This window comes from Microbacterium luticocti DSM 19459 (genome assembly GCF_000422405.1).
GTDB lineage: Bacteria > Actinomycetota > Actinomycetes > Actinomycetales > Microbacteriaceae > Microbacterium > Microbacterium luticocti.
The window spans coordinates 1-11,472 of sequence record NZ_AULS01000026.1 but is presented as its reverse complement, the minus strand read 5'-3'; the positions used below and the strand labels follow the sequence as shown (position 1 = coordinate 11,472).

At 71.6% G+C, this 11,472-nt stretch carries 13 protein-coding genes; 7 read left to right on the top strand and 6 right to left on the bottom strand.

Annotation, left to right across the window (positions count from 1 at the left end; translation table 11 throughout):
- Window positions 1-141: 141 nt before the first annotated feature.
- The 4 genes from nicT (at window position 142) to panB (ending at window position 4,108) form a co-directional block, all read left to right on the top strand.
- A complete protein-coding gene (nicT, locus tag H577_RS0112620) occupies window positions 142-1,242 on the top strand; it encodes a Nickel transporter NicT (RefSeq protein WP_211217932.1) in 1,101 nt (366 codons plus the stop codon).
- Between the two features lie 312 nt (window positions 1,243-1,554).
- Window positions 1,555-2,298, top strand: a complete 744-nt coding sequence (locus H577_RS0112615; protein ID WP_029146248.1) for a Rossmann-like and DUF2520 domain-containing protein — start codon at window positions 1,555-1,557, stop codon at window positions 2,296-2,298.
- A 3-nt stretch (window positions 2,299-2,301) separates the two neighbouring features.
- The gene (gene panC / locus H577_RS0112610; RefSeq protein ID WP_029146247.1) at window positions 2,302-3,147 is read left to right on the top strand and encodes a pantoate--beta-alanine ligase; all 846 of its coding nucleotides are present in this window, start codon (window positions 2,302-2,304) and stop codon (window positions 3,145-3,147) included.
- A gap of 82 nt (window positions 3,148-3,229) precedes the next feature.
- The gene (panB, locus tag H577_RS0112605) at window positions 3,230-4,108 is read left to right on the top strand and encodes a 3-methyl-2-oxobutanoate hydroxymethyltransferase (RefSeq protein ID WP_029146246.1); all 879 of its coding nucleotides are present in this window, start codon (window positions 3,230-3,232) and stop codon (window positions 4,106-4,108) included.
- A 36-nt stretch (window positions 4,109-4,144) separates the two neighbouring features.
- On the opposite strand, the gene H577_RS17725 is transcribed toward panB, so the two are convergent.
- Both H577_RS17725 and flgN read right to left on the bottom strand, forming a co-directional pair.
- Window positions 4,145-4,306 (bottom strand): hypothetical protein, encoded by a 162-nt coding sequence (locus H577_RS17725; protein WP_156876655.1) that lies wholly within the window; start codon window positions 4,304-4,306, stop codon window positions 4,145-4,147.
- The gene (flgN, locus tag H577_RS16495; RefSeq protein ID WP_156876654.1) at window positions 4,303-4,764 is read right to left on the bottom strand and encodes a flagellar export chaperone FlgN; all 462 of its coding nucleotides are present in this window, start codon (window positions 4,762-4,764) and stop codon (window positions 4,303-4,305) included. The genes H577_RS17725 and flgN overlap by 4 nt, the downstream gene beginning before the upstream one ends.
- 207 nt (window positions 4,765-4,971) lie before the next feature.
- Here flgN and H577_RS0112590 point away from each other — a divergent pair, with 207 nt between their 5' ends.
- Together H577_RS0112590 and H577_RS0112585 are read left to right on the top strand one after the other, a co-directional pair.
- Window positions 4,972-5,778, top strand: coding sequence for a sigma-70 family RNA polymerase sigma factor (locus H577_RS0112590; RefSeq protein ID WP_029146245.1), 807 nt, complete (start codon window positions 4,972-4,974; stop codon window positions 5,776-5,778).
- Between the two features lie 313 nt (window positions 5,779-6,091).
- Window positions 6,092-8,158 (top strand): bifunctional lysylphosphatidylglycerol flippase/synthetase MprF, encoded by a 2,067-nt coding sequence (locus H577_RS0112585; protein WP_036285088.1) that lies wholly within the window; start codon window positions 6,092-6,094, stop codon window positions 8,156-8,158.
- Window positions 8,159-8,271: 113 nt separating this feature from the next.
- On the opposite strand, the gene H577_RS0112580 is transcribed toward H577_RS0112585, so the two are convergent.
- Entirely contained in the window at window positions 8,272-9,297 is a 1,026-nt protein-coding gene (locus H577_RS0112580; RefSeq protein WP_029146243.1) for an EamA family transporter, read from the bottom strand.
- 39 nt (window positions 9,298-9,336) lie between these two features.
- On the opposite strand from H577_RS0112580, the gene H577_RS0112575 reads away from it, so the two are divergent.
- Window positions 9,337-9,873: a CGNR zinc finger domain-containing protein gene (locus tag H577_RS0112575; RefSeq protein ID WP_029146242.1), complete on the top strand. Its 537-nt coding sequence runs from the start codon at window positions 9,337-9,339 to the stop codon at window positions 9,871-9,873.
- A gap of 178 nt (window positions 9,874-10,051) precedes the next feature.
- Here the strand turns inward: H577_RS0112575 and H577_RS0112570 are convergent, their stop codons facing one another.
- The 3 genes from H577_RS0112570 to H577_RS16490 all read right to left on the bottom strand — a co-directional run.
- Window positions 10,052-10,750, bottom strand: coding sequence for a hypothetical protein (locus tag H577_RS0112570; protein ID WP_029146241.1), 699 nt, complete (start codon window positions 10,748-10,750; stop codon window positions 10,052-10,054).
- Entirely contained in the window at window positions 10,747-10,968 is a 222-nt protein-coding gene (locus tag H577_RS0112565) for a hypothetical protein (RefSeq protein ID WP_029146240.1), read from the bottom strand. Before H577_RS0112565 ends, H577_RS0112570 begins: the two co-directional genes overlap by 4 nt.
- A gap of 239 nt (window positions 10,969-11,207) precedes the next feature.
- Window positions 11,208-11,472: IS256 family transposase (locus tag H577_RS16490; protein WP_036285085.1), on the bottom strand; the 265-nt coding region annotated here is incomplete at its 5' end.

Genomic DNA, 11,472 nt, shown 5'->3' with positions numbered 1-11,472 from the left:
CTCAGTCGCCCCTGCGCCACACGCCGCGCAGCGCCGGTGCGCAGGCACGAATCTGCGACTTTGTCGCATCAGATGCTTGCCGATGCGCCCGGCGAGGACGAGCATGCACCTGGCGCGGATGCACCGGAAGGCGAGGCACACATGACCACGAGCGCACCCGAGAAGGCCACCGCGGCGAACGGGCCGGGCCGTGTGCGGGCCCGCGCCGTCGTTCCCATGGTGCTGGTGATCATCGCCCTGTTCGCCCTCGGCCTCCTGCTGCTGCTGGCCGGGGCCGCGGGCAAGTATCACTTGGCCAGCGGTGCCGTGTTCGGCGTGGGCACCGGCATCCTGGCTCTCACCCTGGGCATGCGACACGCCTTCGACGCCGACCACATCGCCGCGATCGACAACACCACCCGCAAGCTGCTCGCCGAGAACCGCCCGGCCGCGGGAGTCGGATTCTTCTTCTCGCTCGGGCACTCCAGCGTGGTATTCCTGATGGCCCTGCTGCTGTGTTTCGGCATTCGCGCGCTGAACGTGGCCGTGAAAGACGACGGGTCGCAACTGCACGCGATCACCGGTGTGATCGGCACGACCGTGTCGGGCGTGTTCCTGTATCTGATCGCGATCGTCAACATCCTCATCGCGATCAGCATCGTCAAGGCGTTCCGCGGCCTGCGCCGCGGCGAGTTCGACGAGGCCGGGTTCGAAGACCAACTCGCCAAGCGGGGGCTCATGAACCGCCTGTTCGGCAGGCTGTCGGACAAGGTCGACCGGCCGTGGAAGATGTACCCGATCGGCTTCTTGTTCGGGCTGGGATTCGACACCGCCACCGAGATCACGCTGCTCGTCCTCTCGGGGGCCGCGGTGGTCAGCGGCTTGCCGTGGTGGGCCGTGTTGTCGCTGCCGCTGCTGTTCGCCGCCGGAATGTGCCTGTTCGACACCGCCGACGGCATCTTCATGAACATCGCCTACGGCTGGGCGTTCATGCGTCCGGCCCGCAAGGTGTACTACAACCTGGTCATCACGGTGCTGTCGGTGTTCATCGCCCTGGTGATCGGCACGATCGAGCTGCTCAGCCTGCTCGCCGACGAGCTGGGCTGGTCGGGGCCGTTCTGGGATGCCGTCGGGGCGATCGATCTGAACAGCGTGGGCTACGTCGTGGTCGGGCTGCTCGCGGTCACCTGGGCCGCTGCCGTGATCGTGTGGAAGCTCGGCCGCTTCGAACAGCGCTGGGTCCCGCCCGCCCAGGACCCCTGATCCCCCGCGGCCGAGCCGGCCTGACGCGCCGTGGCCGGACCGCCGACGGCAGGAGATTCCGCCGGCTGCAGGAGATTCCGGCCCGATTTCTCCTGCTGTGGCCGGATTGTCCTGCTGTGGCGTCGGTGTGGGTCCCACTGCGGCATCCGTGTGGCTCCTGCTGCGGCATCCGTGTGGCTCCTGCTGCGGCATCGGTGTGGCTCCTGCTGCGGCATCGGTGTGGGGGCTGCCGTGCGGCAGGGCGTGACCCCTGCTGCCCATGGCAGTCACTATCCTCAAGACAACCCCTGTCCCCGCGCAGATCGTGCCGCCATGACCCTCCCGTCGCCGCAGACCGGGCGCTCCGTCACCGATGTGAGCGTCGTCGGTGCCGGTCGCGTCGGCACGGTGTTCGCCCGTGCGCTGATCCGAGCCGGGTTCACCGTGCACGGCCCGTCCGGCCGCGGCGAGCAGGTCGAACCCGCGGATGTCGTGCTGCTGTGCGTGCCCGACCGTCAGATCCCGGATGCCGCAGCCGCGGCATCGGGTCGCGCACGACTTGTCGGACACACCTCCGGTGCCACCGGCATCCAGGACGTCGATTTCGGTCTGCACCCGCTGCAGACCATCCGCACCGGCGACGACCCTGCCGTGCTGGCGGGGGCCGGATGCGCGGTCGCCGGCCGCACCCGGCGTGCGCTGCACGTCGCCCACGATCTGGCCGCAGCCCTCGGCATGACGCCGTTCGAGATCGCCCCCTCGCGGCGTGCCGTCTACCACGCCGCCGCGGCGTTCGCCTCGAACTTCGTGGTGACCCTCGAGTCGGCCGCCGAACAGCTGACCGCTGCGGCGGTGCCCGATGTCGATGCGCGCGCCCTGCTCGCCCCGCTGGTGCGCCGCACGGTGGAGAACTGGGCGGCCGACGGGCCGGCCGCGCTCACCGGGCCGATCGTGCGCGGCGACGACGTGACGGTGGCCCTGCACCGGGCCGCGGTGGCGACCGATGCGCCCGAGCTGCTGCCCCTGTTCGACGCGCTCGTGCACGGCACGCGCGCCCTCGCCGCAAGGAGCGCGTGAGAGATGCAGATCATCAGATCGACCGCCCAGATGCGCGCCGCGGTGCGCGTGGCCCGGGACCGCGGCGCGAGCGTCGGACTGGTGCCGACCATGGGTGCGTTCCACGCCGGACACCTCTCGCTCATGCGGCAGGCGCGTGGCGAGACCAACCTGGTCGTGGTGTCGTTGTTCGTGAACCCGACCCAGTTCGGGCCGAATGAAGACCTCGCCGCCTATCCGCGCGACGAGCAGCGCGACGCCGGCCTGGCGGCCGAGGCAGGTGTCGACATCCTGTTCGCCCCGCCCGTCGACCAGATCTACCCCGACGGGTTCGCGACGACCGTGCACGTGTCGGGCATCACCGACGTGCTGTGCGGCGCCACCCGCCCCGGCCACTTCGACGGTGTCGCCACCGTCGTCGCGAAGCTGTTCGGCATCGTCACCCCCGACGTCGCCTACTTCGGGCAGAAGGACGCGCAGCAGGTGCTCGTCGTGCGCCGGATGGCCCGCGACCTCGACATGCCGGTGCGCATCCAGGCGTGCCCGATCGTGCGCGAAGACGACGGGCTGGCGATGAGCTCGCGCAACGCGTACCTGGATGCCACGGCCCGCACCCGCGCGACGGCGCTTCGCCGCGCACTGGTCGCGGCCGAGACCGCCCTCGCCGCCGGGCACACCCGTGCCACCGAGGTGATCGCGGCGGCACGGGCCGTGCTCGATGACGCCGGGATCGAGCCGGAATACCTTGAGCTGCGCTCACCCGACGACCTGGCCCCGCTCGACGAGATCACCGGCACGGCGCTGCTGGCCGTCGCCGCCCGGGTCGGCGCCGCGCGGCTCATCGACAACACCATCCTGGAGGTGCGCTGATGCCCGCCACGATCATGTCCCCGACGGCAGCCCGTCCACGGCGGCACCGGACGGCCGCCCCTGTGAACGGGCGGGGTACGGCATGAGCGCCCGGCCCGTGGCATCCGGCGCCGCGCCCGTCACGATCGCCACGCTGGCGGCGATGAAGGCCGACGGCGCCCCCATCGCGATGGTCACCGCCTACGATCACCCCGGTGCACAGGTCGCCGAGGCGGCCGGAGCCGACGTGGTGCTCGTGGGCGACTCGGCGGCGATGACCGTGCTCGGTTACGACAGCACCGTGCCGATCACCGTGGACGAGATGCTCATGCTCGCCGCCGCGGTGCGGCGCGGCCTGCGCCGGGCGCTGCTGGTGGCCGACCTGCCGTTCGCCTCGTACGAGGCCTCCGACGAGCAGGCGGTGCGCACCGCGCAGCGGTTCGTGAAGCAGGCGGGGGCGGATGCCGTCAAGGTCGAGCGCGGCGGCACCACGGCGCAGCGGGCGCGGGCGATCGTCGCCGCCGGCATCCCGGTGATGGGGCATGTCGGACTGACCCCGCAGACGGCCACCGCGCTGGGCGGGTATCGGGCGCAGGGCCGCACTGCCGAGGCCGCGGTGCAGGTGGCGCGCGATGCGTCCGCGCTGGTTCAGGCGGGATGCTTCGCCCTGGTGTTCGAGGCGATCCCGGCCGAGGTGACGGCCGCGCTGGTGCCGCGGCTGCCGGTGCCGGTGATCGGCATCGGGGCGGGCCCTGCCGCGGACGGCCAGGTGCTCGTCGTGCACGACCTGCTCGGGATCACCGAGGGCCCCACCGCGCGGTTCGTGAAGCGTTACGCCGAGGTGCGCAAGGCGATGGTCGACGGGGTGACCGCGTACGTCGACGACGTGCGCGCACGCTCATACCCGGCACGCGAGCACGGTTACGCCATGGCACCCGGCGAGGCGCAGCGGCTGCCGGCCCTGCTCGCCGACCTCGACTGAACCGCGGGGTCCGCACCCTGCGGTAGCGGCCGCGGGTCAGCGCAGAAAGTCGTCGAGCGAAGACGGCAGCGCCCGCTCGGTCACCGTGAGCGCCGACCGGTAGACCACGCGCTGCGCCTGCAGTGCGAGCAGGGCGTCCACGTCGAGGTCGGATGCGGCGGGGTCGGGCCGCCGGCCCTGCCCGGGCTGCCCGGTCATGCCCGCACCTCGGCTTCCACCTCGGCTTCGTCCAGGCGGGCGTCCGTCGCGCCCTGCAGGTCGCCCAGTGCCTCTTCGGTGCGCTGCAACACCGCCCGCAGCTGCGCGGTGTTCGCGTCGCGCACCTGCGCGATCTGGGCGGTGAGGCCGGTGAGGGCGTCGAGGTGTCCGGTGAACACCTCGCGCCAGGCGTCGTCGGGGGCGTACCCGATCAGCTCGCGCAGCGTGGCGTCCTCGGGCGCCCCCCACTCGTGCGCGACGCCGACCGCCTCGACGACGCACGCCACGCCGGTGTCGCGCAAGCGCGCCGACACCTCGTCGATCTCGCGTGAGGCGATGTCGATCCAGCGGTCCTGGCCGGATGCCAGCAGCATGCGCTGCACGTCGAGCTTGAACAGGAGAGCGGTGAGCAGCTCGCGCTCATGCCAGAGCCGCATGGACAGCTCGTTGGTTCCCATGATTCCTCTTCCCCAGTGAATCCCCAGTGCGCCCAGCGAGGGGCGGTCTTCTTGTCTTATCGGCAACCCGTCCCGTATGGTTATCCAGACAAGATGAGCATCTTCTCATTTTCCCCGGTGTCGGGGCGAACGAGACTGATCTCAGTAAACCAAGGCCGCTGGGGAATATCGACTGGGGATGTCGATGAGAGAGGTGATGACGTCCCGATGCCCCCGCATCCTGAGCGCGACCGCCTCATCGTGCAGAACCTGCCCCTGGTCGGGTACCTGGCCGCCGAGACGCACGCGCGCGCCACGAACGTGCCGCGCGACGAGCTCGCCGCGGTCGGCGCCCTCGCCCTGGTGACCGCGGCCGACGCCTTCGACCCCAGCCTCGGCGTACCGTTCGCCGCCTATGCCCGCCGTCGCATCCTCGGCGCGTTCGCCGACGAGATGCGCGCCATGGACTGGGCGACCCGCGGCATCCGCACCCGCATCAAAGAGACCCTCGCCGTGCGCGACACGCTCACCGCGGGCCTGGGCCGCACGGCCACCGCCGCCGAGATCGCCACCGCGATGGGCGTGTCCGAGGATGCGGTGGTCGAAACGCTCGCGGATGCGGGGCGCACCCTCACCACGCTCGACGACCCGTCGGCTCGCGAGGTGGCCACCGACCTGCCGCTGCCCGAAGAGTCGGCGATGCTCGCCGAACGTCGCGCGGTGCTCGAGTGCGCGATCCAGGCGTTGCCGGAACGGATGCGACGGATCGTGCACGCGGTGTACATCGAGGAGCGGCCGATCACCCAGATCGCCGCCGAGCTGGGCGTCACGCATTCCGCCGTGTCACAGCAACGCGCCGAGGCGGTGCGGTTGCTGCGCGACGCGCTCGAGCAGTGCCTGGCCGACGGCGAGCCCGCCGCCCCGATCTCGCGGGTCTCGGCGTCGGTGCGCACCGCGTTCTTCACCCGCATGGCGGCATCCGGCCCGACGCGGGTGGCACAGGCCCTGCGCGCCCGGGCCGTCGTGCCGGCCTGAGCCCGCGGCATCCGTCGCCCCGGCAGGCGCGATAGAGCCCGCGGCATCCGTCGCCCCGGCGGGAGGCGATCGACCCCGTCGCGGCATCCGTTGCCCCGGGCGGCGGCGAACGGCCTCGCCCGCGGCACCGTGCACGGCGCGAGGCGACGTGCCACGGCCGGTCCGCGGCATCCGTGCCGTGCAACGCGGCATCCGTGCCGCACCGGCCGCAGGGGCGCGGGTCGGTTGCCGGGTGTCGGACGCCTCACCCAGAATCGAAGCACCGCGTCCGGACGGAACGCACAGCACGTTGCACGACAGAAGCGGAGCATGGATGAGAACGGCCCCTCGCCCTCGGACGAGACTGTGGCGTGCGCTGCGGGCGATCCCGGCCACCTGGACGATGCTGGCGCTGCTGCTGCTGGCCGGTGTGGCCGGGGCGGGGCTGTGGCGCCCGCTGCACGAGTCGCCGGTGTGGGATGCCGTCGCCTACGGGCTTCCCGTGCTGGCGGAGGGCCGGTGGTGGACGCCGGTCACCGGCGCGTTCTTCGTCGACCCCCCGTGGGTGTACGTGCTCGCCCTGTCGGGGTTCGTCGGGATGGCGTACCTGGAGTGGCGGCGCGGCAGCGCGGTCGCGCTCGCCTATTTCTGGGCCGGCCAGCTGCTGGCGGTGCTCGTGTCGGCGGGTCTTCTGTGGCTGTGCGCGATGACCGGATGGCCGTGGGCGGTCGCGCAGGCGGGAGCGCTGGACGTCGGGCCGTCGGGCGGCACGATGGCGTGCCTGGCGGCGGCGGCCGGTCTGTTGTCGGGGCCGTGGCGGGTGCGCGCGTGGACGGTGCTGATCGCGTTCGTGTTCGTCGCGGTGCTGTTCTGGGGGCGGCTGCCCGATCTGGAGCATGCGGTCGCGGTGCTGCTGGTGCTGGCGTTCGACCACTCGCTGCGCATCCGCCGCACGACACTGCGCGAGCAGCGGCTGATCGCGTACGTGGCCATGCTGGCACTGGGGGCGATCGGCGTCATCGTGGCGATCGCGCCCACCGACGGGCTGTTCGGACCGACCAAGCCGCTGTCGGGTCCGTTCTGGAGCACGGCGGTCGACGTCGTCGTGGTGCTGGTCATCGCCGACGGGCTGCGGCGGGCGCGACGGTGGGCGTGGGTGGTGGCGCTCGTGCTGGCCACGCTGAACGTCGCCTACGGCGCCCTGCTGCTGGGTCTGCTCGTGCTCACCGGGCGCGCCGCGGTGCAGGACGCGCTGGGCAGCGACCCCGCCGTCGACATCGCGACCGCGGTGCTGTGGCTGCTGGTGCTCGTCTACCTGATCGCCGTGCGGCGGGCGTTCCGGTGGCGGCGACGGGCGGTGTTGGGGCGGATGCCGCAGCCTGACCGCGACGAGGTGCGCCGGGCGTTGCAGACCCACGGGGGCGGCACGCTGTCGTGGATGACCACATGGGAGCCCAACGCCTATGCGCGCACCGCGGACGGCATCGTCGCGTATCAGCGTCGGGCAGGCGTCGCGCTGGCTCTCGCCGATCCGCTGGGAGAGGCATCCACCCGCGCCGCCTCGGTCGCCGAGTTCGTGCGGGCCGCCGAGCATGCCGGGCTCGTGCCGTGCTTCTTCAGCGCCGACGAGGCCACGCGCGCGGCGGTGCCGCCGGGCTGGCGCAGCCTGGTCGTCGCCGACGACACGATCGTCGACCTGCCCGGGCTGGCGTTCACCGGCAAACGGTTCGGGCCGATCCGGACGGCGATGAACCGGGCCGAGCGCGAGGGGGTGACGTTCCGCATGACGCGGCTGCGCGACGAGACGTGGGGCGTGCGGGCGCAGTTGCAGGCGATCTCGCAGCTGTGGGTGGGTGACAAGGGGCTGCCCGAGATGCGCTTCACCCTGGGCACCCTCGCCGAGGCGGACGACCCCGAGGTGCGGGTGGCCCTGGCGGTCTCGCCGGACGGTGACGTGGACGGGTTCCTGTCGTGGCTGCCGGTGTACGGGCAGGGGTCGGTGCGGGGCTGGACGCTGGATCTGATGCGGCGGCGCGAGGGCGGGTTCCCGCCCGTGATGGAGTACCTGATCGCGATGTCGGCGCAGCACTTCCGCGACGAGGGGGCACAGCTGCTGTCACTATCGGGCGCGCCGCTGACCCACGAGTATCCGCCCGACGCCGACGCCATCGCGAAGCTCAGCGAGCGGCTGGCCGACCTGCTCGAGCCGGTGTACGGGTTCGGGTCGCTGCACCGGTTCAAGCAGAAGTTCCACCCGCGCTTCGAATCGCTGTACCTGCTGTACCGCGACGAGAGCGACCTCACCCGCATCGCGGCGGCGCTCACCCGCGCCTTCCTGCCCGACGCGACGCTGCGCCAGTTCGCCGGCGCCGGCCTCGAGCTGGTGCGCAGCAGCGGGTGAACGGATGCCACCGGCCCGGCGCCCGGCATCAGGTATCCGGCGTCGGGCGTCCGGGCATGGCACGGTATCCGGCACCCGGCGGATCAGGCCGCAGTCGGTGGGGGCACGGCGGATCAGGCCGCGGTCGTCCCGGGCTCGGGCTCGGACCTGGGGTCGGGTCCGGGCTCGGGCTCGGGCACCGGTTCCACGAAGTCGGGCGCGCGCGGCTCACCGAGTTTGACGACGACGACCCCGGCGAGCACGAGCACTCCCCCGAGGGCTTGCACGAGGTTCGGCAGCTGACCCAGCAGCAGGAATCCGAACAGCAACGCGGCGATCACCTCGGCGAGCGCGACGAACGAGGCCAGTCGTGACCCGAGCATCCGGGTCGAGGCGATGCCGAGCACGTATGCGAGCGCGGTAGCGAGCAGGCCGATCGCCAGCACCGGCACGAACCAGGGCACCGTGCCGAAGCGGTAGGCGACGTCGTGGATGTTCCACGCCATGGGCAGGATGCCGGTCAGTCCGGCAGCGCTGAGGCCGACGGCGCCGATGAGCAGGCCGAGCCCGGCCAGTGCGATCGGCGGCAGGTCGGTGTCGCCGCGGCCTGACAGCACGAAGTAGGCGGCAGCGCCGACCATGGCGGCAAGCGCCCAGAGCACACCGGCGAGGTGCACCCGGGCACCGGTGAGCACGTCGAGCATGAGCACGAGGCCGGCGAACGCGATGACGGCACCGATCACGCTGCGCACGCTCGGTCGTTCACCGCGGCGCAGCCACAGCCAGAGCACGACGGCGACCGGCGCGGTGTATTCGATGAGCAGGGCGAGACCGACGTCCATGACCGCGACGGCCTGGAAGTAGCACAGCTGGGTGGCGGTGACCGCGAGCAGGCCATAGGCGATGATCATGCCGGCATTGCGGCGCAGCGCGTGGCGGCGGCCGCGCAGCGCGACGATCGTGGGGATCGCCAGCACGAGCGCGGCGACCCAGACGCGGGCGGTGACGGCGGCGCCGGGCGTCCAGCCGGCGTCGATGAGGCCGCGGGCCCAGGCGCCCGACATGCCGAACGAGAACGCGGCGCCGAGCGCGACCAGAAGGCCCGGACCGACCGCGCGCACGGCGCCGAGGGGTGCCGTGTCATTGGCCATGGTGCTCATGATCGATGACACTACGCCCGGGTTGTGTAAGCTGTCAATGTGCTGTTCACCGATGACACGACGGCGGCCCTGCGGGCGGCGGTCCGGCTGGTCAACACGGCCGAAGAGCCCGACACACTGGCATCCGTCGCCGATCTCGACGCGTTCGTGCGTGCCGAGCCGTACACCGGCCGCATCGACCGTGACGCGGCCGAGCTCGAAGCGCTGCGCGGGCTGCGTCCGCGGCTGCGCGCGATGCTGTTGGCGCCGCGCGACGCGATGGTGACGCACGTGAACGCGGTGCTGGCCGAGGTGTCGCTGACGCCGCGGCTGACCCGGCACGACGACACCGACTGGCACCTGCACGCCGTTGCCGACGACCGGCCGCTGTCCGAGCGGATCCTGGTCGAGACCGCGATGGCGCTGATCGACGTCATCCGCGCAGACGAGACCGGGCGCATCGGCGTGTGCGCGGATGCCGGGTGCCAGGCGATCGCACTGGATCTGTCGCGCAACCGGTCGAAGCGATACTGCTCGACGACCTGCGCGAACCGCAACGCCGTCGCCGCCTACCGTGCCCGTCGCGCGGGCGGATGAGCCGGCACCGAGAGCAGGCTCAGAGCCTCCGGGCCCGCTGCCCGCGCGAATAAGCCGGCACCGAGAGCACGCTCAGAACCTCCGGACCCGCCACGCGCACGAATAAGCCGGCACCGAGAGCAGGCTCAGAGCCTTTCGACCCGCCACGCGCACGAATGAGTCGGCGCCGAGAGCACGCTCAGAGACTCCAGTCAGGGCCGCCGGCTCGGGCCGTGCGCACGGCCGATGCCCACGCCGCAGCCTCCACAATCTGGGCTTGAGCGCTCAGGCTGCCGCCGCGGCGCCGGGACGCCGGCATTCTTGTGGCGGAATGGCCCGAGTCGGGCCCGCGCCGCCGCTCGGCTTCGTACCGTTGCCAGGCGATGATCTCGCCGAGCCGACTTGCGTAGGGCTCGGTGATGGTCGCAGCGCGGTAGAAGTCGTCGTGCGCGGCGGCGTACGTGACCTCCACGATCCGCTCGTTCCTGATGCGCTTCGTCTCCTCCACGCTCATCGGCCAGCACTCGATGCGCTCGAGGTCGTTCAGCAACGCCTCGCCGTCGTCATACTCGACGAGCTCGTCCGGCTCCTGCGCGATGGCCGAGCCGTATTCCACGCGCCACACATCTCCTGATCGTCGGATCCGCGTCGGCGTCGTCCAGGGGGTCCGGTGCGGCTCGATCATGCCGGGCCGGCGCAGTCGAGCCTGCTCGTGTGGATCCGGCAGTCCGGCATATCCGGTGGGTGCTGTGGGCGGCCAGAACCATTCGAGCTGCGCGGCGTCCGGATCGGTGACCGCCCAGCCCCGCTCCCAGAGTTGGGTGGCCACGTCAGAGTTGATGAGTCGGAAGGCATTGTTCAGGAACCGGATGCTGTCATCGGGCGAGGGTGTGCTCATGAGAACGCCGGGCGGTCATGGTCATCGAGCACGGTGGAGCCGCTGAACCATGAACGGCCGCAGTCCGGGCACTCGATCGTCCCGTCATCCGAGCCCGGAATCGGAGACATCCGGCCGACGCTCTCGCCGCTCGCGGGACACCACCCTTTCAGGTCTTCCTCCTTCTGCAGGATGGCCGCCTCGACGGTCACGACCTCCAGCTCGCCTGCTGCGCTCATGAACCCACGATCACACGAACCACCGACATGGCAGTCCCGGGTGGCGGAGGTGAGGGCGGTCCGGCTCTGGAGGCGCTGGACTGCGAGGTCGGCGACCTTCTGGTGCGCACGGACTGAGCCACGGCATCCGGCGCCGCGACCGTGCCAGCTCAGTCGACGCAAATGGCTGTGATCGGGCGGGCAGGCGCGGTCAAGTCCCGTGGGGTGGTGTCATTTTGGTTGCTTCCTGGGGGTGGTGGTCAGGCGGTGAGGTAGAGCTCGGGGCGTGCGGGTTCGGCGTGGTCGTGGAGGGTGTGGACGAGTTTGCGCATCGAGGTGTCGGAGAAGTAGCGGCGTTCCCCGTAGGACCATTCCTCGTGCTGCTCTTGCAGGACGGCGCCGATCAGGCGGGTCACGGAGTCTCGGTCGGGGAAGATCTGGACGACGTCGGCGCGGCGCTTGATCTCCCGGTTGAGGCGCTCGATCGGGTTGTTCGACCACACCTTCTGCCAGTGCTCGCGCGGT

What these genes read in the sequence shown, in the direction of transcription:
- flgN (WP_156876654.1), bottom strand. Translation starts at nt 4,764, where the DNA reads ATGGGAACCAACGAGCTGTCCATGCGGCTCTGGCATGAGCGCGAGCTG.
- H577_RS0112615 (WP_029146248.1), top strand. Translation starts at nt 1,555, where the DNA reads ATGACCCTCCCGTCGCCGCAGACCGGGCGCTCCGTCACCGATGTGAGC.
- panB (WP_029146246.1), top strand. Translation starts at nt 3,230, where the DNA reads ATGAGCGCCCGGCCCGTGGCATCCGGCGCCGCGCCCGTCACGATCGCC.
- H577_RS0112580 (WP_029146243.1), bottom strand. Translation starts at nt 9,297, where the DNA reads ATGAGCACCATGGCCAATGACACGGCACCCCTCGGCGCCGTGCGCGCG.
- H577_RS0112565 (WP_029146240.1), bottom strand. Translation starts at nt 10,968, where the DNA reads ATGAGCGCAGCAGGCGAGCTGGAGGTCGTGACCGTCGAGGCGGCCATC.
- nicT (WP_211217932.1), top strand. Translation starts at nt 142, where the DNA reads ATGACCACGAGCGCACCCGAGAAGGCCACCGCGGCGAACGGGCCGGGC.
- H577_RS17725 (WP_156876655.1), bottom strand. Translation starts at nt 4,306, where the DNA reads ATGACCGGGCAGCCCGGGCAGGGCCGGCGGCCCGACCCCGCCGCATCC.
- H577_RS0112585 (WP_036285088.1), top strand. Translation starts at nt 6,092, where the DNA reads ATGAGAACGGCCCCTCGCCCTCGGACGAGACTGTGGCGTGCGCTGCGG.
- H577_RS0112570 (WP_029146241.1), bottom strand. Translation starts at nt 10,750, where the DNA reads ATGAGCACACCCTCGCCCGATGACAGCATCCGGTTCCTGAACAATGCC.
- panC (WP_029146247.1), top strand. Translation starts at nt 2,302, where the DNA reads ATGCAGATCATCAGATCGACCGCCCAGATGCGCGCCGCGGTGCGCGTG.
- H577_RS0112590 (WP_029146245.1), top strand. Translation starts at nt 4,972, where the DNA reads ATGCCCCCGCATCCTGAGCGCGACCGCCTCATCGTGCAGAACCTGCCC.